The sequence below is a fragment of the Gluconobacter frateurii genome (genome assembly GCF_002723955.1).
GTDB classification, from domain to species: domain Bacteria; phylum Pseudomonadota; class Alphaproteobacteria; order Acetobacterales; family Acetobacteraceae; genus Gluconobacter; species Gluconobacter frateurii.
Genome location: NZ_BEWN01000001.1, coordinates 485,944 through 508,518, shown reverse-complemented (window position 1 = coordinate 508,518; position 22,575 = coordinate 485,944). Strand labels below are relative to the sequence as shown.

Annotated in this window: 26 protein-coding genes; 12 read left to right on the top strand and 14 right to left on the bottom strand. The window is 57.5% G+C overall.

All coding sequences use genetic code 11. The features are described from left to right. Positions 1–4 precede the first annotated feature (4 nt). The 6 genes from GFR01_RS02330 to GFR01_RS02305 all read left to right on the top strand — a co-directional run bounded on the left by GFR01_RS02330 (position 5) and on the right by GFR01_RS02305 (position 5,204). Complete coding sequence (locus GFR01_RS02330; RefSeq protein ID WP_099181109.1) at positions 5–991, top strand: KpsF/GutQ family sugar-phosphate isomerase; 987 nt, start codon at positions 5–7, stop codon at positions 989–991. Next, on the top strand, positions 988–1,755 hold the full coding sequence (gene lptC, locus GFR01_RS02325) for an LPS export ABC transporter periplasmic protein LptC (protein WP_063904208.1): 768 nt from the start codon (positions 988–990) through the stop codon (positions 1,753–1,755). The genes GFR01_RS02330 and lptC overlap by 4 nt, the downstream gene beginning before the upstream one ends. Next, on the top strand, positions 1,752–2,696 hold the full coding sequence (locus GFR01_RS02320; RefSeq protein WP_099181108.1) for an LptA/OstA family protein: 945 nt from the start codon (positions 1,752–1,754) through the stop codon (positions 2,694–2,696). Before lptC ends, GFR01_RS02320 begins: the two co-directional genes overlap by 4 nt. Beyond that, entirely contained in the window at positions 2,693–3,448 is a 756-nt protein-coding gene (lptB, locus tag GFR01_RS02315; protein WP_063904210.1) for an LPS export ABC transporter ATP-binding protein, read from the top strand. Before GFR01_RS02320 ends, lptB begins: the two co-directional genes overlap by 4 nt. 9 nt (positions 3,449–3,457) lie before the next feature. Beyond that, a complete protein-coding gene (gene rpoN, locus GFR01_RS02310) occupies positions 3,458–4,780 on the top strand; it encodes an RNA polymerase factor sigma-54 (RefSeq protein WP_099181107.1) in 1,323 nt (440 codons plus the stop codon). A 73-nt stretch (positions 4,781–4,853) separates the two neighbouring features. Continuing rightward, the gene (locus tag GFR01_RS02305) at positions 4,854–5,204 is read left to right on the top strand and encodes a DUF3147 family protein (protein ID WP_099181106.1); all 351 of its coding nucleotides are present in this window, start codon (positions 4,854–4,856) and stop codon (positions 5,202–5,204) included. A 29-nt stretch (positions 5,205–5,233) separates the two neighbouring features. Here the strand turns inward: GFR01_RS02305 and GFR01_RS02300 are convergent, their stop codons facing one another. After that, complete coding sequence (locus GFR01_RS02300) at positions 5,234–5,974, bottom strand: AraC family transcriptional regulator (RefSeq protein ID WP_099181105.1); 741 nt, start codon at positions 5,972–5,974, stop codon at positions 5,234–5,236. A gap of 119 nt (positions 5,975–6,093) precedes the next feature. Here GFR01_RS02300 and GFR01_RS02295 point away from each other — a divergent pair, with 119 nt between their 5' ends. After that, a complete protein-coding gene (locus GFR01_RS02295) occupies positions 6,094–6,489 on the top strand; it encodes a nuclear transport factor 2 family protein (protein ID WP_099181104.1) in 396 nt (131 codons plus the stop codon). A gap of 398 nt (positions 6,490–6,887) precedes the next feature. Here the strand turns inward: GFR01_RS02295 and GFR01_RS02290 are convergent, their stop codons facing one another. Next, a complete protein-coding gene (locus GFR01_RS02290; protein WP_099181103.1) occupies positions 6,888–8,507 on the bottom strand; it encodes an ABC-F family ATP-binding cassette domain-containing protein in 1,620 nt (539 codons plus the stop codon). Between the two features lie 375 nt (positions 8,508–8,882). On the opposite strand from GFR01_RS02290, the gene fucP reads away from it, so the two are divergent. After that, a complete protein-coding gene (gene fucP / locus GFR01_RS02285; RefSeq protein ID WP_099181102.1) occupies positions 8,883–10,217 on the top strand; it encodes an L-fucose:H+ symporter permease in 1,335 nt (444 codons plus the stop codon). 399 nt (positions 10,218–10,616) lie between these two features. On the opposite strand, the gene GFR01_RS02280 is transcribed toward fucP, so the two are convergent. From GFR01_RS02280 to GFR01_RS02270, 3 genes are all read right to left on the bottom strand, one after another. Continuing rightward, entirely contained in the window at positions 10,617–10,979 is a 363-nt protein-coding gene (locus GFR01_RS02280) for a RidA family protein (protein WP_099181101.1), read from the bottom strand. 9 nt (positions 10,980–10,988) lie between these two features. Next, the gene (locus GFR01_RS02275) at positions 10,989–11,240 is read right to left on the bottom strand and encodes a DUF1150 family protein (RefSeq protein WP_063904217.1); all 252 of its coding nucleotides are present in this window, start codon (positions 11,238–11,240) and stop codon (positions 10,989–10,991) included. Positions 11,241–11,316: 76 nt separating this feature from the next. Then, positions 11,317–11,826, bottom strand: coding sequence for an Hsp20 family protein (locus GFR01_RS02270; protein ID WP_007282449.1), 510 nt, complete (start codon positions 11,824–11,826; stop codon positions 11,317–11,319). 165 nt (positions 11,827–11,991) lie between these two features. On the opposite strand from GFR01_RS02270, the gene def reads away from it, so the two are divergent. From def to truA, 3 genes are read left to right on the top strand one after another with little or no spacing between them, the layout of a single operon-like run. Next, positions 11,992–12,546 carry a peptide deformylase gene (gene def / locus GFR01_RS02265; protein WP_167384211.1) on the top strand — a complete coding sequence of 185 codons (555 nt, stop codon included), beginning with the start codon at positions 11,992–11,994 and terminating at the stop codon, positions 12,544–12,546. Between the two features lie 6 nt (positions 12,547–12,552). Continuing rightward, complete coding sequence (fmt, locus tag GFR01_RS02260) at positions 12,553–13,464, top strand: methionyl-tRNA formyltransferase (protein ID WP_099181099.1); 912 nt, start codon at positions 12,553–12,555, stop codon at positions 13,462–13,464. Continuing rightward, positions 13,457–14,236 (top strand): tRNA pseudouridine(38-40) synthase TruA, encoded by a 780-nt coding sequence (gene truA, locus GFR01_RS02255; RefSeq protein WP_099181098.1) that lies wholly within the window; start codon positions 13,457–13,459, stop codon positions 14,234–14,236. Before fmt ends, truA begins: the two co-directional genes overlap by 8 nt. Positions 14,237–14,240: 4 nt before the next feature. Here the strand turns inward: truA and GFR01_RS02250 are convergent, their stop codons facing one another. The 3 genes from GFR01_RS02250 to dapD are packed head-to-tail and all read right to left on the bottom strand — an operon-like array spanning position 14,241 to position 16,837. Further along, on the bottom strand, positions 14,241–14,861 hold the full coding sequence (locus tag GFR01_RS02250; protein WP_063904221.1) for a hypothetical protein: 621 nt from the start codon (positions 14,859–14,861) through the stop codon (positions 14,241–14,243). Further along, positions 14,858–16,003 (bottom strand): succinyl-diaminopimelate desuccinylase, encoded by a 1,146-nt coding sequence (gene dapE, locus GFR01_RS02245; protein ID WP_099181097.1) that lies wholly within the window; start codon positions 16,001–16,003, stop codon positions 14,858–14,860. Before dapE ends, GFR01_RS02250 begins: the two co-directional genes overlap by 4 nt. 3 nt (positions 16,004–16,006) lie before the next feature. After that, a complete protein-coding gene (dapD, locus tag GFR01_RS02240) occupies positions 16,007–16,837 on the bottom strand; it encodes a 2,3,4,5-tetrahydropyridine-2,6-dicarboxylate N-succinyltransferase (protein ID WP_063904223.1) in 831 nt (276 codons plus the stop codon). A 298-nt stretch (positions 16,838–17,135) separates the two neighbouring features. Here dapD and GFR01_RS02230 point away from each other — a divergent pair, with 298 nt between their 5' ends. After that, complete coding sequence (locus tag GFR01_RS02230) at positions 17,136–18,113, top strand: GGDEF domain-containing protein (RefSeq protein ID WP_099181095.1); 978 nt, start codon at positions 17,136–17,138, stop codon at positions 18,111–18,113. A 6-nt stretch (positions 18,114–18,119) separates the two neighbouring features. On the opposite strand, the gene argB is transcribed toward GFR01_RS02230, so the two are convergent. The 6 genes from argB to rpmH form a co-directional block, all read right to left on the bottom strand. Continuing rightward, positions 18,120–19,001, bottom strand: coding sequence for an acetylglutamate kinase (gene argB, locus GFR01_RS02225; RefSeq protein ID WP_174694664.1), 882 nt, complete (start codon positions 18,999–19,001; stop codon positions 18,120–18,122). A 62-nt stretch (positions 19,002–19,063) separates the two neighbouring features. Next, positions 19,064–19,732 (bottom strand): ribosome biogenesis GTP-binding protein YihA/YsxC, encoded by a 669-nt coding sequence (gene yihA / locus GFR01_RS02220; RefSeq protein WP_063904226.1) that lies wholly within the window; start codon positions 19,730–19,732, stop codon positions 19,064–19,066. 6 nt (positions 19,733–19,738) lie between these two features. Then, positions 19,739–21,460, bottom strand: coding sequence for a membrane protein insertase YidC (yidC, locus tag GFR01_RS02215; protein WP_099181094.1), 1,722 nt, complete (start codon positions 21,458–21,460; stop codon positions 19,739–19,741). Positions 21,461–21,550: 90 nt separating this feature from the next. Beyond that, complete coding sequence (gene yidD / locus GFR01_RS02210; RefSeq protein ID WP_082872696.1) at positions 21,551–21,799, bottom strand: membrane protein insertion efficiency factor YidD; 249 nt, start codon at positions 21,797–21,799, stop codon at positions 21,551–21,553. Continuing rightward, positions 21,796–22,143, bottom strand: coding sequence for a ribonuclease P protein component (gene rnpA, locus GFR01_RS02205; RefSeq protein WP_063904228.1), 348 nt, complete (start codon positions 22,141–22,143; stop codon positions 21,796–21,798). Before rnpA ends, yidD begins: the two co-directional genes overlap by 4 nt. Continuing rightward, positions 22,140–22,274: a 50S ribosomal protein L34 gene (gene rpmH, locus GFR01_RS02200; RefSeq protein ID WP_016737691.1), complete on the bottom strand. Its 135-nt coding sequence runs from the start codon at positions 22,272–22,274 to the stop codon at positions 22,140–22,142. Before rpmH ends, rnpA begins: the two co-directional genes overlap by 4 nt. Between the last annotated feature and the right edge of the window lie 301 nt (positions 22,275–22,575).

Here is a 22,575-nt window from a genome sequence, read left to right as displayed (position 1 = left end):
ATTCATGACCAGCCAAGCTGTCTCGCCCCTTCCCTCGGCCCTGCATACCCTCGCAGCGGAACGTCAGGGCCTTGAGGCGCTGGAAGCAGCCTTTCATTCATCGCTTGGATCTGCTTTCTCAAAAGCCGTTGACCGTATCCTGAACTGCCCCGGCCGACTGATCGTCACCGGCATCGGAAAATCCGGGCATATTGGCCGCAAGATCCAGGCAACCCTGGCCTCCACTGGCACACCTTCCCTTTTTGTGCATCCCGCTGAAGCCTCCCATGGCGATCTGGGCATGGTCGCAGCAGGCGATCTAATCCTTGCGCTGTCAAATTCTGGCGAAACAGCCGAACTTGCCGCAATTCTGTCTTATGCATCGCACAAACATCTCGGCGTGATTGCGATAACCTCCGTCGAAACGTCTGCGTTGGCCCGTGCAGCAGAAATTGCTCTCGTGCTTCCCAAAGCCAGGGAAGCGTGCCCCATGGGGCTGGCTCCAACGACGAGCACACTTCTCCAGCTTGCTCTGGGCGACGCGCTGGCCATTGCCCTCCTTGAAAAGCGCGGCTTTACGGCTAGCGATTTCCAGACCTTCCATCCCGGAGGCCGTCTGGGCGCCAGACTGCGGCCAGTGCGGGAACTGATGCATACCGGCGACGCCCTCCCCCTCGGGAAGACCAGCCTCTCGCTACGCTCCGTCATTCTGGAGATGACACGCAAGGCATTCGGGTGCATGGGTGTTACAGATGACGCAGGCGTGCTCTGCGGCCTCATCACGGATGCGGATCTTCGCCGTGCGCTGCACCGTGATCTCGATGCGACAACAGCTGAAGAAGTGATGAACCGGTCACCGATCACGACCACCCCCGCGACTCTGGCACAGGACGTCCTGCTTCTTATGAATGCACGCTCCAAACCCATCACAAGTCTTTTCGTCGTGGGCGAAGATGGGCGACCACAGGGCATCATTCACCTGCATGACCTTTTGCGGGCTGGTCTGGCATGAGCACGCCTCAGGACGACAAACGCCCCCGGCGTGATGATTTCGCCGAGAACCGCAGCGAGAGCCTGGCGAAGCTCGATGCCCTTCGCCGCGCGGCTTTTGACAGGGTACGTACGGCCCCAAATGCTGAGCAACTCGCCCGCAGGCGCTCTCTGCTGGGTTTCGCCAAATGGGCCCTTCCCGGCCTGGCACTCGTTCTACTCAGTTCGATTGCGGCATGGCCTGAGATTTCCCATCTCGTGAACCAGAACCGTGCGGCCCTGAAAGAAATGGCCCGGCTTCGCGTCGAAAGCGGCAACATGGAAAATGCCGTCTATCGCGGTCTGGACGCCCATAACCATCTCTACATGATCACGGCCCGCACCACGCATCAGCAAGGCCCGGACCGCGTTGATCTGGTGGACCCCGTGGCGGATATTGAGCTTTCGGGGAATTCCTGGGCCCATATCAAGGCCGATCGTGGCATTTATATGCAGCACGAGCAGACCCTGAACCTTGATGACAACGTCGTCCTGTACCGCGATGACGGCACCCTCATGAACGGTCCGTCCGCAGATATGGACCTGAAACAGGACGTGATTGCCTCTCGGGACTGGGTCCATGCCGAAGGGCCATTTGGCACACAGGATGCTCAGGGCTATTTCCTGGACCAGCATGCGGGTATCATGCAGTTTACAGGGCCGGGTCTGACGGTCCGCAATGACGATAACGGCCCCCCTTCCCCGGCGGCCCGCCTCCGCCAGGAAGGAGCCAAGACAGAGAAATGATGAGCCGCATCAGCCGACTGCTTCCCATTGCAGGACTTCTTCTCGCGACCGTAGCCACTCCTGCCGCCTATGCAGACGGGCTGGACATGTCTCATGGTGAGGCCGTCAAGCTGTTCTGGAAAAACGAGGAAATCTACGATCGCAATGCCCAGACTGTTACCCTGACAGGGGGCGCCCGCGCCGTTCGTGGGGATGTAACTGTCGATGCCGATACACTCATCGGATATCTCCGCAAAAAGACAGCCCCCGACGGCCAGCCAACACCGCCGCCGCCACCCGCAAATGGCCAGAGCGGCGAAGCCGACCCGATGGGCGGCTCGCTTGAGCTGTACCGCATCGAGGCACGCGGGAACGTCCATATCTACAACCAGACGGATCAGGGTTGGGGCGATCATGCCCTGTACGACATGGATCAGGCCGTCATGGTCATGACGGGCAAGCACCTGAAGCTTACGACGCCACAAGACGTTCTGACTGCGCGGGACGTTATGGAATATCATTCCAAGACCCGCATGTCCGTCGGCCGCGGGGATGCAACCGTCACAACCAATGATGGCAAACAGGTCAAGGCAGACGTTCTGGTCTCCTTCAGCGCTCCGGATTCGCCTGCACCCGCTGGCCAGCCCCAACCCGCCAGTACAAATGGCAATCCGCTTGGTGGCGGATCGTCCAAGCTGGATCGTGCCTATGGCTGGGGTCACGTTGTCCTGCGCACACAGACCCAGACCGCAACGGGTGACCGTGGCGTCTATGTTTTCGCGACGCAGATTGCCCGCCTGATCGGCCATGTTCACGTGACGCAGGGCCAGAACCAGAACAACGGGTCGCAGGCCATCGTGAACATGAAAACCGGGATTGCCACGATGCTGCCAGGATCGGACTCTCCTATTCAGGGACTTGTCGTTCCCAACGAAGCCAACAGCAGCCAGGCCCCAAAGTGACCGAGACACCTTCCACAGCTTCCGTGCTTCAGACCGGCCTTGTCGCCAGCGGTATTGGCAAGACCTATAAGAAGCGTGCCGTCGTCAAAAACGTCTCGCTTCAGGTTCAGCGCGGTGAAGCCGTTGGCCTGCTCGGGCCGAATGGCGCGGGCAAGACCACTAGCTTCTACATGATCGTGGGACTGGTTCAGCCTGACACGGGTTCCATCACGCTGGATGGTGCAGACATCACGCAGCTTCCGATGTATCGCCGCGCCCGACTTGGCGTGGGGTATCTTCCGCAGGAAGCCAGCATTTTCCGTGGACTAAACGTCGAACAGAACATCATGGCGGCGCTGGAAGTGATCGAATCCGATCCTGAAAAGCGCGAAACCATGCTGAATGGCCTTCTGGCTGAGTTCGGCATCACCCATCTTCGTCGCTCTCCGTCGCTGGCGCTGTCCGGTGGTGAACGTCGCCGTCTGGAAATTGCCCGCGCTCTGGCCAGCCAGCCGAACTATATTCTGCTCGATGAACCTCTCGCCGGTATTGATCCGATTGCGGTGGGCGAAATTCGCGATCTTGTGTCCCACCTCAAGGATCGTGGCATCGGCGTGCTGATTACGGACCATAACGTCCGCGAAACGCTTGAAGTTATTGACCGCGCCTACATCATGCATGGTGGTCAGGTTCTGATGGAAGGCACACCGGAAGCCATCGTCGCAAACGAAGATGTGCGCCGGGTCTATCTTGGAGAGAACTTCTCGCTCTAATCTGACGGGATGCTCGGTCCCGGTCTGATACAGCGCCAGTCGCAGTCGCTCGTCATGACGCCACAGTTGCGTCAGGCGATTGCGATGCTGCAACTCGGCCATCAGGAACTGACGCAGTCCCTCCAGCAGATTGCGGAACTCAACCCCCTGCTCGTTCTTGAACCAGCCGATACAGTCGTGCTTCCAGAACCTGCCGAAGCGCCCGATTACCATGACGACGATCCGGATCGTTTCACGTCAGGAGCGGAACAACCTGAAACCGCCGCTCCCGGCCCCTCCCTCCATGACGATCTGAGCAGCCAGATCCATCTGACCTTTCCTGAACACCGCGATCGGGCCGCAGCACTGTATCTTCTGGCCAGCCTCGACGATGCAGGACGTCTTCCCGAGCCTGTTTCCGACATTGCACACCTTCTCGGCATGGAAACAGCCGCTCTTGAGTCTATCCGACGCATTCTGATGCGGCTGGACCCTGCCGGCCTGTTTTGCCGCTCTCTGGAAGAATGTCTGGCTGTGCAATTGGAGCGATGCGGTCGGCTCGATCCCGCCATGAAAATTCTGCTGGCCAATCTGGATCTTCTGGCCCGGCGTGACTGGCGGCTTCTGCGCCAGAAATGTCAGCTCGAGCAGGATGATCTGCTCGATATGCTGGCAGAAATTCAGGCCCTCAACCCCCGTCCCGGTTTCGCTCCATGCCATCCCGTCACCCCGATCCAACCTGACCTGACCGTCCGTAGGAACGGAGACGGTTTTCGCCTAACATTCAACCATCGCACCCTGCCCCGCTGCCACGTGGACACGGATATTCAACGGCACATTGACAGCAACTCAGAGGTAGGACGGCAACTCCAGACCTATGCCAATGAAGCCAGCGCCGTCATCCGGGCGCTGGAGATGCGTCGCCAGACCATTCTGAAAGTCGGAGCAGAAATCATCCGTCAGCAGACCGCTTTTTTCGAAAGCGGAATTTCTGCCCTCCGTCCCCTCACCATGCGCGATCTCGCTACCGCGACAGACGTGCACGAAAGCACGGTCAGCCGCGTCGTAAACGGCAAATACATGGACACACCACGTGGTATCGTGCCACTTCGCATGTTCTTCTCAACAGCCCTTCAGGCCAGTGACGGCTCGGTTCAAAGCGCCAGCGCCATTCAACATCGTCTACGCGCCCTCATTGCCGCAGAAGGAGACGACATTCTTTCGGATGACGCCCTGACAGCCCTGCTTCAGAAAGAGGGCTTTGCCATTCAGCGCCGCACCGTTGCGAAATACCGGGAAGGTCTGGGCATCGCGAAATCAAGCCAGAGACGGCGCCTGAAGAAAACGTCCTGATGGCTTCTCACTCTATCAGGCCCCACCTTATTTGCTGATTGCACGATCAGCCCATGCCGTTAGGGTCTGTTCCATGCTGCATCTCGCCATAAAAGCCCTGATTTCTGGAATACTGATTGCGACCGCGTCCACGCTGGCCCGTCGTTATCCAGGCTTTGGCGCACTCATCGCCTCACTGCCGCTCGTTTCGGTTCTTGGCATGATATGGCTGTGGAACGACAAACCCGCCCCCGCGAACATGGCCGCCCATGCTGAGGCGACATTCTGGTATGTCATCCCCTCACTGCCGATGTTCCTGCTGATCCCGGTCCTGCTACGGCATGGATATGATTTCTGGGTTTCCCTCGCCCTCGGCTGCTGCCTGACGATTACCCTGTATTTTGCAATGACATGGATCGGACCGCGCTTCGGACTGCATCTCTGATGACGTCAGGCCGGATGCCACATACTGCTTTATTTGCCGTAATCGCTGGGGCGTAATCCTGTATTCTTTTTGAATACCTCCGCAAAAGCGCCGAGACTTTCGTAACCGACACTGAGAGCGACAGAGGTTACAGGCTCACCACGCGCCAGCCTTTCCTGAGCATTCAGGATACGAAGACGCTGCTTCCAGCTTGAAAAAGGCATATGCGTCTCGGCCCTGAAATGCCGTACAAATGTGCGGACAGACAGCCCCGCCAGATCAGCCCAGTCTTTCTGGTCTCGAGGATCAGCCGGGTTTGCACAAAGTGCTTCTGTCACCCGAACAAGTTGGGCGGACTGGGGAAAAGGCAGTGACGCGCTCCTTCGCGGCACAGACAGAAATTCGTCCCAGAAACACTCTGCCAGACCCGCCAGACGCGGCGACCATGTCTGCCCTTCAGCACTTTGCGACAACCGCTCTGCCTGAGCCCCAAGAAGGCGGGTGCATTCTGCAAGAAAGGGCTCTTGCGGCAGATCGGCACATGATCCGGGACGGACATAAAGGCTCCACCCCGCCACAGCCCCATGAGAGCGTGCCTCATGACAAAACCCGGGAGGCAGCCAGAGAACCGATCCCGGACCAACCAGCCAGTAAGCCGTTACGCCCCTGATAGCCATCACCCCGCTTTCAATGCCCAGGATCTGTCCCTCGGCGTGCAAGTGGCGCTCCGTTTCCCGTCGCATATCCTGTTGCAGGCTTTTTCCGAAAAGCCACGGCCATGGATCATTCATCTAAACAGGTTCCCGAGACTATCATTTGGCGCATATGAGTCGAATTATGGCCTGAGACCGAAAGAACGCCAAAAGCAGCCCCGGTAATATGTCCTTCCAAGAATTACGAAGGACATCCCATGCCAGCACAGAGCCCAGAACAGATTATCCGTCAGATGTTTGAGGTTTTTACAGACTTCTCATCAGATCCGGCGGCGCTGACAGAATTCATGACGCCGGATTACCGGCAGTTTGTCGATGGCCGGGAAATGACACTCGCCGAATTTCTGGAGCATGCCATTGCTCTAAGAAACGCGCTTCAGAGGCTTGAAATCGACATCCAGCAGATTGTCTGCCAGGACAATCAGGCCGCAACAGTGCATATTGCCCGCGCCATCCGTCTTTCAGGAAAAACGAGCCAAATTAAGGTCATCGCCTTTTACCAATTCAACAATGGCAGACTGTGCCTTGTTGATGAACTGACTCATGTGCTGAAAGGCCAGCACGATGACAAGACGCTCGGATCATTACGATAACAGTCGTCCAGCTATCGAATATATTGGGAACAACTAGCTCCCAAATTTTTCGACCCGCCACCAATAGGCCGCTTTAAGATCAGAGATCCAATGGCGGGTCAGAGTCTCAACACAGGCAGCGTACGCTGTCAGACCGGCAGCCCCGCCAGAGTAGAGGTTCCGCTCGCCTCGACAGGCCTGAGCACGATAATTCACAGCCAGACGCATTGCACGGTCCGCAAATGAACTTTCTACCTTTCCTCCAGTGCCGTCACGATGCAGGTGTAAACAGCACCAAATTCTTCATCTGCCCGTTTTGCTGGCGAGTTCAAACAGTTGGCCTGAGCCGCACCGCATAACTCAATACACGCTCCGATCAGAAGGCGTCTTTTCCGGCCTGCTGCGTTTGAGTTCTTCCCTTAATGCAGGCCCGGCGCTTCCTGACCCGTCCGCGCCACATATTCCGAATAGCCGCCCCCATACTGGTGAATACCCTCAGGCGTCAGTTCCAGCACGCGGTTGGAAAGAGCCGCCAGGAAGTGACGATCATGGGACACGAACAGCATCGTGCCGTCGTAATCCGCGAGGGCGGAAATCAGCATTTCCTTCGTGGCAATGTCCAGATGGTTGGTCGGCTCATCGAGCACCAGAAAATTCGGCGGATCGAACAGCATCAGAGCCATGACCAGACGAGCCTTCTCACCACCAGACAGAACCCGGCAGCTCTTTTCCACTTCGTCGCCTGAAAAGCCGAAGCCACCCGCCAGTGAGCGCAGTGCTCCCTGATTGGCTTGCGGAAATGCATATTCCAGCGTTTCAAAAACAGTCTTGTCACCATCCAGAAGGTCCATGGCGTGCTGAGCGAAGTAACCGACCTTCACGTTGCTTCCGATCGTGACCGTTCCTGCATCTGGCTCAGTCGTACCGGTCACAAGTTTCAGCAGCGTGGACTTGCCGGCACCGTTCACACCCATGATGCAGCAGCGTTCCCGACGGCGGATCATCAGATCCAGCCCATCATAGATCGTGCGGCTGCCATAACGCTTGTCCACGCCCTGAATGTTAACCACCACATCTCCTGAACGTGGTGCAGGCGCGAACTCGAAGCTCATGGCCTGACGACGCTTCGGCGGCTCGACACGGTCGATCTTGTCGAGCTTCTTCACACGGCTCTGAACCTGTGCGGCATGAGACGCACGGGCCTTGAAACGCTCGATGAAGTTGATTTCCTTCGCCAGCATCGCCTGCTGACGTTCGAACTGCGCCTGCTGATGCTTCTCGTTCAGGGCGCGCTGTTCTTCATAGAACTCATAGTCGCCGGAATAGGTTGTCAGGTTTCCGCCATCAATCTCGATCACCTTGTTGATGATGCGGTTCATGAAGGCACGGTCATGGGACGTCATGAGCAGCGCACCATCATAACCGGACAGGAACTGCTCCAGCCAGATCAGACTTTCCAGATCAAGATGGTTGCTCGGCTCATCAAGCAGCATCACGTCAGGCTTCATCAGAAGGATACGCCCCAGAGCCACACGCATTTTCCAGCCACCAGACAGACGACTCACATCGCCATCCATCATTTCCTGGCTGAACCCAAGACCATGAAGAACCTCACGCGCCTTCCCGTCCAGCGCGTATCCGCCCAGATCCTCAAACCGGCTCTGTACTTCTCCAAAGCGCTCGATGATGCTGTCCAGCTCATCCATGCGCTCCGGATCCGCCATGGCAGATTCCAATTCAGCCAACTCGGCTGCGACTTCCGAGACAGCCCCTGCCCCGTTCATCACTTCCGCCACGGCACTATGGCCGGACATCTCACCAACATCCTGACTGAAGAAGCCGATGGTCACACCCCGATCCGTCAGGACATTGCCCTCATCAGGCTCCTCCTGCTTTGTGATGAGACGGAACAGCGTGGACTTACCCGCACCGTTCGGCCCCACCAGCCCCACTTTTTCGCCTTTCAGCAAAGCGGCCGAGGCCTCAATGAAGATGACGCGCTGGCCGTTATGCTTGCTGATGTTGTCGAGACGAATCATGGGTCCTCGGAGGCACTGGGATCTGGAAGTGAATGGCTGTCGGGACTTACCCTCATCCCTGCATGGGCGGAACCCCCAGAAAGAGGCCGTTACCCCGGCACACCTTTATTTATGGCGGCTTAAACCTCGGTGTCGGATCATGAGCTGCACGATCCCGGATGGGATAGTCCCATCTTTCTAGCCCAGGACCTCCATGCAATGTGATCCCGTTAAAAGGCCAGTACATTGAACCAAGTAGGGAATACCACTTTTAAAACACTTTATGTGTGATATATGCACTCAATATAACACCAACCCCATATCCCTAATGCTGGTACCAGCCTGAAGGGATCGGATTTCTATCTTTAGCGCTCAATTTAGTTCTGCGAGGCATCCGTGGCCAAGTCTGATCCGATCGTCCAACTCCCGGACGGCTTTTACCTGAACCGCACACCTCTTCTGGCCTTTGGGCTGCTATGTTGCCTGTTTTCCCTCTGGGGCTGTGCAATGAGCCTCAATGACGTGCTGATCGGGCAGTTTCGCAAAGCCTTCATGCTGTCGGATTTTCAATCCGCTCTCGTGCAGTTCTCATTCTACATCAGCTACTTCGTGCTGGGCATTCCAGCAGGCATGATCATCAAGCGCTTCAGCTACAAATGGTCGATCCAACTTGGACTGCTCCTGTATCTGATCGGCTGCTGCCTCTTCTTCCCTGCCGCCCATTTCGCGACATATCAGATCTTCTTTGTCGCCCTTTTTGTCGTCGCGGCAGGATTGGTCTTTATTGAAACTGCGGCCGATACCTATTGCACCCTACTCGGCCCTCCGGGACGCGGAACGCACCGTCTGAACTTTGCCAGTGCATTTCAGCCAATTGGCGCCATTCTTGGCTCCAGCATGGGGGCCTATCTGATTTTCAAAGATGGTGACCTGTCACGCGAGCAGCTTTCCGCCATGCCAGCCGCTCAGGCCTGGCAGCATCAGCTCGGCATGATCCACGCCACCCTTGAACCATATGTCTATATTCTCGGCGTGCTGCTGGTCGTCATGATCGCCATTGGCGTCACACGTTATCCGGCCTGCAAAGGACGTGATCAGCAGCGCAGTCATGAACTGGATACTGCCGGGGCTCTCAAACGGCTGTCCGCCAACAAGCGTTTCGTCCTCGGTATCCTGACACAGTTTCTGTATGTCGGTGCACAGGTTGGCGTCTGGAGCTTCATCATTCGCCTTTCCATGCGGCTGGGGCACATCAATGAACGACAGGCCTCCGTGTACCTGATCGCCTCATTCTGTGCGTTCTTTGTCGGCAAGCTGGTGGCCAACTTCTTCATGCGGCACGCCCGCCCGGCGCGTGTTCTGTTCGTTTACAGCCTGCTCTGCATCGTTGCGCTAGGTTATGCAGTGATGGTGCATGACTTCACCGCTGTCTATGCAGCCATCCTCGTCAGTGGACTCCTCGGCCCCTGCTGGCCAACCATCTATGGCCTGACCGTCGATGAACTCGGCCATGATCGCGCATATGGCGGGTCCATTCTGGTGATGAGCATCAGTGGCGGTGGCATTCTCCCGCTTCTGCAGGGCTATATTTCGGACGCTACCGGCGGAAACATGCAGCTTGCATACATTGTTCCGATGGGATGCTTCGTCGTGATTGCAATGTTCGCGGCGTACTGCATGAAAAGCGGCGACGAAACGGCAGAGCACGTGGTGTTCGATGCCACCCTCTGATCTACAAAAGAGAGGACGAGCACTTGCTCGTCCTCTTTCAATGAGCAGCCTGAAAAGCTCAGTTTTTGGGGCCTTGACCAAGCTGCACGGGGCCATCACCTGATTGGAAAACAGAACCCTGGTCATTCCAAAAGTGCAGGCTCAAAAGCCGGACAATCCGTACGAATGATCGTGCGCACCGCTTTTTAAGGGGCCCTCACAATAGTGTAGGCGCGCTTCAAACATATTGGCATCCGGCCCAACCAACCTAGAGCGTTAGTACCGGCCTTGTAGCAGCTATCTCCGTTTCTGGTACGTTTGAATAAAACCCGTACCGGACTCTAAACGATCCCGAACAAATAAAAAAAGCGGTACAACCTGTTTGGCCGTACCGCTTTTTTTGTTGGGAGTTGCTTCTGCTCAGCGCAGGGCCGCAATCGCCGTAATTTCCACCCGCCAGTCCGGATCGGCCAGCTTGGCCTCAACAGTGGCACGGGCGGGCTTATGACCCGTATCCAACCACGCATCCCAAGCCTTGTTCATGTTCCCGATCTCATTGATGTCGGTCAGGAAGATCTGAACGGAGAGGATACGCGTTTTGTCTGTACCCAGATCCGCCAGAAGTGCGTCGATCTGGCGCAGGATGTCAGCCGTCTGGCCTTCGGTATCCAGCGTGGCATCATCCGCGACCTGTCCGGCCAGATAGGCCAGACCATTATGGGTCACGACACCGGCAAGACGGTTTTCCTCAAGATGGCGGGTAATGTCGGAGTTGGTGCGCACGCCTGAACCTTACTGAAGAAGAGTGGGAATCATTTCATGTTCAAGGATCGCGTCCATAGCGCTTTCCTCATCGTCTGCCACGGCCATGGGTGTGCCATCAGCAGCATGAATTGCAACCATCAGCTCACCGTCATGCATGACGGATCTGACATAGGCGAGCTGGGACATGCCCAACGTGCGAAGCTGTGGTCCCGTGATCCGTCTCAGATCGGCCGGGAGCATCTCTTCATGCCCATCACTGTTTTCGAACGGATTGTTCAAGTCCTGATCCTTACTGAAACCTGTGGGCTTCTGTGGCACCAGTCAGGTTGAAACATACAAACTGTCAAAAAACGGTTTATTCGTCGTCAAGATCACGCACCGGTCGTGCCCGGCGCGGTTTGACCACGGGTGGAACCACTTCGTGCTGCACGGTCTGCGGCGTTCCTGCCGTCCGGCGGCCCTGCGTGATGGCAATCCGCTTCACGCGCACTTCCGGCTCTGGGCGCAGAAGATCGATATGCAGCAGGCCATTATCAAGCCAGGCTCCACCAATTTCGATGCCTTCCGCCAGAACGAACGCCTTGTGAAACTGCCGCGCAGCAATCCCACGATGAAGGAACACCCGCCCCTGACTGTCATCGGTCTGGCGACCGCGGATCACAAGCTGGTTGTCTTCCTGCGTGATCTGAAGATCGTCCATCACGAACCCCGCCACAGCCAGCGTGATCCGCAGGGCCGTCTGGCTCAGCTGTTCGATGTTGTAAGGCGGATAACCGTCGGACGTAGACTTGGACGCACGCTCAAGCATCTGCTCAAGATGATCGAAACCAAGGAACATGGGTGACGTAAACAGACGACCGGACATAGGGCTTGAGCCTCCTCCACGAGCGAGACAATGGGTGTCAGACCCTCCATGAGGCACCTGACATCAGCACAGGATATGGTGGAGCACCCCAAAGATGCAAGTTATGCCTTGGGAAATGCCCCTCAGGACTGGCACAAAAGCCTCACCCTCGCTACATCGCAGAGCATGAGCGAATTCGATTTCCTGTCCGGCATCGATGCGGTGCCCCCGACCCCGATCCTGATTGCCCCTGCCCCCGTGCTGCGTCAGGTCGCCCGCGAAGTACGCGCGGAAGACATGGCGTTCCTGCGTGAAACGCTTCCAGGCATGTTTTCCGCCATGTACAAGGCCCCCGGCATCGGCCTCGCCGCCCCGCAGGTCGGCCTTGGCATGCGCTTTGCCCTCGTGGATGTGGCCGAGGAAGACGCCCCCCGTGAGCCAATGGTTCTGATCAATCCGGAAATCGTCACGGATTCCGAGCAGATGGCCGTTCGGGAAGAAGGCTGCCTCTCCCTGCCGAACCAGTATGCCGAAGTGATCCGCCCCGAATCGATTCGCGTCCGTTACCGGGACCTTGCCGGCGAAATCATCGAGCGGGACGCGGATGGTCTTCTCGCGACCTGCATCCAACACGAAATGGATCATCTGGATGGCGTCCTATTCGTGGACCATCTTTCCACGCTCAAGCGCAATATGATCATGCGCCGCCTCGCCAAAGAGCAGAAGCTGGGAAGGCGTTAATCACTAATGCGTCTGATCTTCATGGGCACGCCGGATTTCGCGGTCCCGGCCCTGCATGCCCTCATGGCCGCAGGACACGAGATCGTTGCAGTCTACACGCAGCCACCCCGCCCCGCAGGGCGTGGCAAGGCCGTGCGCCGCTCACCTGTCCATGAAGCGGCGGAAGCTGCCGGAATTGAAGTCCGCACGCCCGCCAGGGTCCGCAAAGACGTAGCAGAGCATGAAGCCTTTGCCGCGCTCAATGCCGATGCTGCCGTCGTCGCGGCTTACGGGCTGATCCTGCCCAAGGTCATGTTGGATGCGCCCCGTCTTGGCTGCCTGAACATCCATGCCAGCCTTCTTCCCCGCTGGCGTGGTGCCTCGCCAATCCAGTCGTCCATCGTTGCAGGAGACAGCCAAAGCGGCGTCTCGATCATGCAGATGGATGAAGGTCTCGATACCGGCGCCGTGCTGCTAGAAGAAGCCACCCCCATCAGTGCGTCCGACACAGCCAGCACGCTGCATGACCGTCTGGCAGAAATCGGTGGGCGACTGATCGTTCGCGCCTTGCAGGAACAGCCTGTTGCCGTGCCCCAGCCTGAAGAAGGCGTGACCTACGCCCACATGCTCAAGCGCGAGGACGGTCGGATCGACTGGTCTCGCAGTTGCGAGGACATCGACCGTCAGATCCGTGGCCTGACCCCATGGCCCGGGGCATTCACGACACTCGATGATGTGGTGCTCAAGATTGGCGCCGCAACACCGCTGCCTGAACAGTCGGGCTCTGATGCGGGTACGGCCATTGACCACGCCCTGACCATTGCCTGTGGCACCGGCGCGCTCCGCATCGAGCGTATTCAGAAACCCGGACGCAGCATGATGAACGCCAGCGATTTCGTACGAGGACAAGCCGTCCCGAAGGGGACACGTCTTGGCTGAGGACGACATCGCACGCTGGGCCCTGAAGATTGAATATGACGGTACAAATTACGTCGGCTGGCAGCGCCAGAAAGACGGCCTCTCCATCCAGACCCTGATTGAGGCAGCAGCCTCAAAACTGGTTGGCGGCCGTGCCGTCTCCAGCATTACAGCGGGGCGCACGGATGCAGGCGTCCACGCCTCCGGCATGGTAATCCATCTCGATTTCCCGGCCGACGCACCGATCAATGGCCGTCAGATCCGCGATGGCATGGGATATTATCTCAAGCCCCACCCTGTCGTTGTGCTTCAGGCCGCGCCCGTCAGTCTGGACTGGAGCGCCCGCTTCTCCGCGACGTGGCGGAGCTACCGGTTTACCATCCTCAACCGTCAGGCTCGTCCGGCCTTGCAGGAAAGCCACGTCTGGCACGTCAAACGGTCGCTGGACGTAGATCTCATGCAGGAAGGTGCGAACTTCCTGCTCGGAACGCACGATTTCACATCCTTCCGGGCCATCGCCTGTCAGGCCAAAAGCGCGGTCCGCACTCTGGATGTCTTAAAAATCCACCGTGAGGGTGACCTCGTCCTTGTCGATACACAAGCCCGATCCTTCCTGCACCATCAGGTCCGGAATATGGTCGGCTCGCTCGTCATGGTCGGATCACGCCAGTGGCCAGCAGAAAAAATGCGGGATATTCTAGAAGCGAAAAACCGCTGTGCCGCAGGGCCGACATCTCCGCCAGACGGCTTATGCCTGACAGGCGTCGGCTACCCTGAAGATCCGTTCGCCTAAGACGTCAAACGCCCCCGAACAGATCAACCAAAGCATTGTAATGCGGTGGCAGTAGCCACAGCAGGCCGAACAGAACAACAGCGCTCAGCGTCTGCAAAACCGTCATGATGACCGCCTGCAACGCTGTCATCATCAGGCCAACGCGCGTGACATACCAGGTCAGCCAAAGGCTGTAGAGCTGCACACCAGCAGCCACTCCCGCAACGGCTGCCGATGATGATGCACTGCCCGGCATCACCATCCGCATGACACCCTCGGCCATGATCATCATGACCAGCGGCAGCCACGCACACCAGAGCGAGGCCGTCGCGTAACGCGACCACAGGCCCTTGCGCCCCGCAAAAGCGGCATACCGCTCAGACACCACAAGCTGAAGCAGCGTGCAGACAAGCTGAACAAGCGCCTGCGTCAATCGGAGCCCGCGCTGCTCCACGGGCATGAAAAACGCCCCGAAAATTCCGATCAGCGCTATCGCTACCGTCGGGGCCAGCGCTGCCATGAGTGGCTGCATACCCGGCGCGAAACAGTTAATTCCGACGCCACGGCCGCGCCCCAGAAGCCATACTCCGAGCGGAACATTCATCCCTCCGACGGGAGGCATGCCATTCGGGCGGTCTGGGGTCACAGGCCAAATCTTTCCATGAACGTCAGATAAATGCGGGTCAGATCTTCAAGGGTCGAAACATCAACATGCTCGTCCCGCTTGTGCATGGTCGCGCCCACCAGACCAAACTCTGCAACAGCACAATACTGCGAAATGAAGCGGGCATCGGATGTTCCGCCACCCGTATCGAGCTTCGGGCGACGCCCCGTCACATCCTGAACAGCCTGTTCAAGACAGTTCACTGCCGGTCCTGGCTGCGTCAGGAATGCTTCACCACTGATGGCGATCTTCACGTCGCCGTCTGGTGCATGACGGCTTACAACGCCCCTGATCCAGTCAGCCAGAGCGGCTCCCGTGTGGCTGTCATTGAACCGTATGTTCAGCCGTGCACGCGCATCGGTCGGAATAACATTCGTAGCTGGATTTCCAACATCAACACTCGTCACCTGCAGAGACGACGGAGAAAACCATTCCGTCCCTTCATCAAGGCAGCGGCCTGTCAGTTCAGTCAGGGCCGCCAGAAGGCGATGTACGGGATTATCCGCCAGATGGGGATAGGCCACATGCCCCTGCACGCCACGCATGGTAATTTCAGCATTCATGCTGCCGCGGCGACCAATCTTGATGGTATCGCCAAGAGCGGACGGATTAGTCGGCTCACCCAGAAGGCAGAAATCCGGCACCTCTCCACGTGCGGCCAGCCAATCGATAACAGGCTTCGTACCAAAATGCGCCGGGCCTTCTTCATCGCCCGTAATGAGAAGGGAAATCGATCCCTTGAGCGGACGGCTTTTCAGAAAGCGGGCGATAGCTGCAACGGAGCAGGCCACACCGCCCTTCATGTCCGCAATGCCACGCCCATAGAGGCGGCCATCATGGATTTCGGCGGAGAACGGATCATGCACCCAGCCCTCGCCGGGGGGTACAACATCCGTATGCCCTGCGAAACAGAGAGACGGGCTCCCCGTTCCGATCCGGGCGTAAAAATTCGGAGTCGGCGCATCTTCTGGTCCAAAAGGAAGATGCGTGACCTCAAACCCCATCCCTTCCAGAACCGATACCAGAAGAGCCTGTGCTCCATCATCGGCTGGAGTAACGGACTGGCAACGGATCAGATCCTGCGCAAGGGCAACAGGGTCAGTCGGAAAAGATGGGGACGGCATAGATCAGTCGCGCAGAAGTTCGTTGATGGACGTCTTGGAGCGCGTACGCTCGTCAACGCGCTTGACGATCACGGCACAGGCGAGAGACGGCTGACCCGGCTCCTTCGGCGGCAGCGTACCTGGAATGACAACGGAATAAGCCGGAACACGGCCCATAAAGATCTCACCCGTCGCACGATCCACAATCTTTGTGGATGCACCGATAAACACACCCATGGACAGGACAGAGCCCTTCTCCACGATCACGCCCTCAGCAACTTCCGAACGTGCACCAATAAAGCAGTCGTCTTCAATGATGACCGGAGCAGCCTGGAGCGGCTCCAGAACGCCACCAATGCCAGCGCCACCGCTGATATGGCAGTTCTTGCCAATCTGGGCGCAGGAGCCAACCGTTGCCCAGGTGTCGATCATCGTGCCGCTGTCCACACGGGCACCAACATTGACGAAGCTCGGCATCAGAACAACGTTCGGAGCAATAAATGCCGAACGACGAACAATGGCGCCCGGAACCGCCCGGAAACCGGCTTCAGCGAAACGGAACTGATCCCAGCCGTCGAACTTCAGCGGAACCTTGTCAAAAGCCGGCTCACCACCGCAACCACCGACCATGACGCGGCTGTCATTCAGACGGAAGGACAGCAGAACGGCCTTCTTTAGCCATTCATGCACGACCCAGCCATCTTCACTCGGCTCGGCCACACGCAGCGTACCGGCATCAAGACCTTTAAGCGCGGTTTCGATGACCTCGCGATCTTCCCCCTCTGTCTGTGCGTTCAGAGTGTTACGACGCTCCCAAAGAGCGTCAATGGCGGTGCGAAGCGTATCGTGAGGCATCAGGACCATCCGGAAAAGGAGCAGAAAACCGCCGGACCATGCGATCCCCGGCCGTGCCTGTCAACGGCTCTTTCCCCTTCAGCGGAGTGGGTCACGTTATTAAGCTTCCGTTAACCTATTGCGCCTATGGAAAACAGGGAGCGTACTGTCTCAGAAACGGCCCGAAAGAAACTCCTGATCTGCTCCGGGCCTTTCTTTGGAACAACAAGCCCGTTTCAAGTTCATCCACGCCGCAGGGTAGCAGCCTGCATCATCAAGGCGGCTTTATGGGCCGCGCCAGCATGGAGCCTTCGTGGCAATGCCTGATCCAGGACTGAACCATCCCAGCCTCCTCCCGCTGCGGGAAAATCAGTCCTTAACCCTGCCCGTGATCCGCAAGATTCTGAAGGCCATGCGCGGAGCTATTCTGCCTCGTCTGGGTATCGCCGCGGCGCTGACCGAGCTTCAGGGAATTCTTCAGGCTAACAGCCTGCTCTTCAATTCATTCACGCCCCCAACGGATGAGAGCATCCTTCATCAGTCCGCGGCATTTCCACAGGGTCTGCAGGAATGTCTTCAAGGAAACACACTCATCCCCGATCAGTCCGCCATCCGGTTTTCAGCCGGCTCAGACTATGGCGTCCTGATCTGTGAGGTTATCCGCAGTCAATCTCCACTTGGGCTGATCTTCTGGAAAAATACGTCCTGGTCTCATGAGGAAATTGAACTCCTTCAGACCGTTATGGCATTCATTGCCACCATTCAGGAGCATGATGCTCTTCAACGCCGGGTTCTGGGGGAATCCCACTACGATCTCGCATCCAATCTTCTGAACTGGGATGGCCTGAAAGATGAGATGGAACGTCGCATTCCGCGCCTGGACCGGGAAGGCCTTCCAGCAACCCTCATGGTCGCATACGTCCCTGGTCTAACTGACATCACGCAGAAGAACGGCTTTCAGGCGGGAGAAGAGGCTCTGGCCCAGTGCATAGCCCTTCTCCGCAAAGCCGTTCGCCCGACAGATGCCGTCGCACGGTTGAGCGGCAATACATTTGCGCTCTGGATGGATGGTGGGGACCGTTTTGCCATGGCCGAGCGCGCTGAACGCATGACAGCGCACGGCATTCCCCTGCTGATCGAACCGCCCGCGCACCTTCCCCTGTATCTCGGCCTTATCAGCAGGGAGCCAGAAGATCAGGAAACCTCTCCTGACACTCTGCTTGAGAGAGCGACACAGGCCCTTCACGACGCTATGGACGAGCAAAAAAAATGGCGCTTCTCTTACGAAGCGCCATAATCCGGTTCATGCTTTGATGAGCGTTCCCGGTCCAGCCCGTGTGAACAGCTCCAACAGGCAGGTATGCGGCACACGGCCATCCAGAATAACGGCAGCCTTCGCGCCGCTCTGAACAGCGTCCAGACAGGTTTCAACCTTCGGGATCATACCGCCCGAGATCGTGCCATCCTTGATAAGGTTGCGCGCCTCTTCAGCACTCAGTTCCTCAATCAACTTACCGTCCCGATCCAGAACACCCGGAACATCTGTCAGCATCAGCAGACGTGAAGCATGAACTGCGCCGGCGATTGCACCAGCTGCCGTGTCGGCGTTGATGTTGTACGTCTCACCGTTTTCGCCCGCACCGACTGGAGCAATGACCGGGATCAACCCTGACCCAAGCAGGGCGTACAGCACGCGCGGATCAATCTTTTCCGGCTGACCGACAAACCCAAGATCAATCACGCTCTCGATCTGACTGTCCGGATCGCGACGGCTCCGGGTCATCTTACGCGCCTGGATCAGACTCCCGTCCTTGCCGGAAATACCAACAGCCATCGCACCAGCACGATTGATGAGTTCTGCAACCTGCTTGTTCACACTGCCAGCGAGAACCATTTCGATGACGTCCACCATCGCGGCGTCTGTCACGCGAAGGCCATCTATGAAATGGGAACGAATCTGCAAACGATCCAGCATGGAACTGATCTGCGGGCCACCGCCGTGCACGACGATCGGGTTGATCCCCACCAGCTTGAGCAGGGCAATATCGTAGCCAAAAGCGCTGGCAAGCTTTCCCTCGCCCATCGCATGGCCACCATACTTCACAACGATGGTGTCACCGGCATAACGCCGCAGATACGGAAGGGCACTGGCAAGGATGGCCGCCTGCTGCTGGGCATCATCCATATTCACGGCCGGCGGAATTTCCGGCAGCTTTTCACTGTGGGTCTTTTTGCTCACGGCCGGACTTATCCTTCCACTGAGGTCTTGGCAGGATCTGCAAAGCGGGCAATTTCCGCACGCAGATCTTCGATACCTTCGCCGGTCTGGCTACTGGTGCAAACGATGCGTGGATAGGCAGCAGCATGCTTGAGCGCAAGAGCTTCCACATCCGCAATCTTGGCTTTGAGTGCCGTGGGCCGCACCTGATCGCACTTGGTCAGAACGATCTGAAAAACGACTGCTGCCCGATCCAGAAGTTCCATGACATCCTTGTCGGACGGCTTGAGCTCGATGCGGGCATCAAGAAGCAGAATAACGCGTGCGAGCGTCGTCCGGCCACGGAGATAAGCGAACATCATGTTCTGCCAATCTTCCTTGACGGACTTTGCAGCCTTCGCAAAACCGTAACCCGGCATATCCACGAGAGAAATGCGGTCTGACAGATTGAAGAAGTTGAGCTGCTTGGTGCGCCCAGGTTCGGAAGACGCGCGTGCAAGCGCCTTTCGTCCCGTCAGGGCATTGATGATGCTGGATTTACCAACATTCGAACGTCCTGCGAATGCAACTTCAGGCCGACCGACTGGTGGAAGCTGCTCGATCTTCTGGGACCCGAAGAAAAACTCGCACTCCCCCGCAAAAAGAAGACGTCCGTCTTCAATCTGCTCTGGAGTAGGAGGGCCCGCGACTTCTTTCATGGCGTCTCAGCGTCCGTTCTTGGCAACTGGAACCGGCAGCTTGGCGCGGCTCTGGATAAAGGTCTGCTGAGCGAACGTCAGCAGGTTGTTCCAGGTGTAATAGACCAGAAGACTGGCCGGGAACCCGGACATCACAAACACATACACCAGCGGCATGAACTGCATGATGCGCGCCTGAGCCGGGTCCATGCTGACCATCGTCTGACGCTGCAGCAGCCAGAACGTAACACCCAAAGCGGCTCCCCAGACACTGATATGCAGAAAGGAGAAATAAACCGTTGGATCAAACGGGATCAGACCAAACAGATTGAAGATGTTCGTCGGGTCTGGGACGGACAGATCACGGATCCAGCCGAAGAACGGTGCATGACGCTCGTCAATGCTGATGTTCAGCATTTTGTACAGGCAGAAGAAAATTGGAGCCTGGATCAGAACCGGCAGGCACCCACTGGCCGGGTTCACGCCCTCTTCCCGATACAGGGCCATGACCTTCTGGTTCATCACCATCGGGTCGTCTTTGTTCTTCTCGCGGATCTCCTTGATCTTCGGAGCCAGCAGACGCATCCGCGCGGAAGACGTGGCAGCCTTGGACGCCAGCGGGAAGAGCACGATCTTGACGATCAACGTCAGCGCCATCAGCGCCAGACCAAAGTTACCAAGATGCAGATACAGCCAGTGCAACAGATACAGGATCGGGCGCGTCAGGAAGCTGAACCAACCGAAATCAATTGCCTTGTCAAAATCCGCAATGTGCAGGTTGCTGCTATAAGACTGAAGCAGGCTCGGAACCTTCGCACCGGCAAAAAGATGGCTCGTCTGCGTGATCGTGCCGTTCGGCATGATCTGCTGGGGAGCCTGCGAGGTAAAGCCAATCCGATACGAACCGGGATTGCCAGGCGCATAGGCAAAGCTGGCCGTGACAGCGGCATTAGCGTCTGGTGCTACCGCCGTCAGCCAGTACTTGTCGCTGATACCGCCCCAGCCACCAGTCCCACCCTTGGCCCAGAACGTATGGTCTGCGTGCTCGGCACCCTTGCGGACATTCTTGTAGGTTTCGTCATTCAGACGACCATCCATGACGGCAATCGGGCCTTCATGAGCCGTCCAGAACCCTTCTGCTGCCTGATAGTCACGCTGAACACGCTGAAACGGAACCAGAGCGACCGGCTGTGAGGAATGGTTCTCCACGGACTGGACGACCGAGAACATGTAATGCTCATCGACCGACAGCTGGATTGTGAAGATCAGCCCTTCGCCATTGTCCCACTTCAGCGTCACCGGATGACCAGGAGACAGAGCTTCGTCTGCACTGGTCCAGACCGTATTCAGGTCAGGCACCTTGGCATTCGAACCCGGAGCATTGCTCCAGCCAATAACGAAGAAGTTCGGATGCTCGCTGCCAGGCTTATCCAGCAGGCGGACCAGCGGGCTGTCCTTCGCCAGTGTGGCGCGATACTTGGTCAGCACCGCATCATCAAGCAGCGCACCCTTGAGGTTCAGGGAACCCTGCACGTCTTCGCTCGTGATTGCGATACGTCGCGCCGTTACCGCAGGTTCAGGAGCAGCCTCTGAGGGTGCGGCCTGAGCCGGGGCTGATGGGGACTGTGTCGCAGCAGTCTGCGTGACAGCGGGATGACTGTCCTGATGGGGCTTCGGCATGAAATAGTCGAAACCGATCAGGATGAGGGCCGAGAGGATAGTGGCCGCAATGATGCGCTTGATTTCCATCGGGCGGATGCCGGTCTTTCGTCTCTACGGAGGAATGCTGAGCCTCAAGTGGCCGAAAACCGCGATCAAAACAATAGCTGGCCGCGTTTTTTAATGCTGATGGCGCTCAGGAGGGAGGTCACAACCCCCTTTTGACCAAGGATGACAGCGCAGGAGTCTCCTGCATGCCAGCCATCCGCCCCGCAACGGGCCATGCGATTTGATCACCATGACAGCATAGGTGCTACACCCCGGCTCAAACCGGCAGTTCCGTCCCAGATATGGACTGACGAAAAGTTTGTAAGAATCAATCAGTGCGAGCAGGAAGACAGTGACAGGCTTGCTAAAAAAGCCTGTCATTTTTCCGTACCCTTACGGAGGGCTTTCCGGAGATCTTCCTGAAGCAGAGAAAAATCGCGTCGGCGGGTACCGTCTCGACCAATCAGGACAAAGTCCCCTGTTGGGAGACCATCCTCACGTGCAACAAGACGCAGCACCTCACGGAGGCGGCGTCTGGTGCGATTTCGGATGACTGAATTCCCAACCTTTTTCGTGACGGTAAAGCCGACACGGCTTTCAGGCTGGGTATCATCCTGCAGGATCTGCACAACCATTCCCGGGGTAGCGACTTTACGCCCCTTCCCGGCAACACGCAGAAACTGCGGCCGCTTTTTCAGGCGGCCAGCTGTATGGTTCGCGCTCAGGCGGAGAGCTTCTTGCGACCCTTCGTGCGGCGGTTTGCCAGCACGCGGCGGCCACCGACTGTAGCAGTACGTGCACGGAAACCGTGACGACGCTTACGAACCAGCTTGGAGGGTTGATACGTGCGCTTCATGACATCGATCCTTAAAAACCATGCAGACGCCCCTCTGGACATCCGCGTCGATCGGGCGCACGAAACGCCCGGTGAATGAGACCCGGGCTTGTACTCACCGGGTCTCCGCCTGTCAATGCCGGACGATCAGGAAGCTGAGGATATGAGCCAAAAACCGACTCTAACACCGTCTCAATCGAACGAATCCAGTGCATTTCGCCATGATTTGCGAAACGCACTCTCACCTGCCCTGCTCTGCGCCGACATCCTGTCATCCCACACAGACGATTCTGTACGGCGGAATGCAGAGACAATCATACAC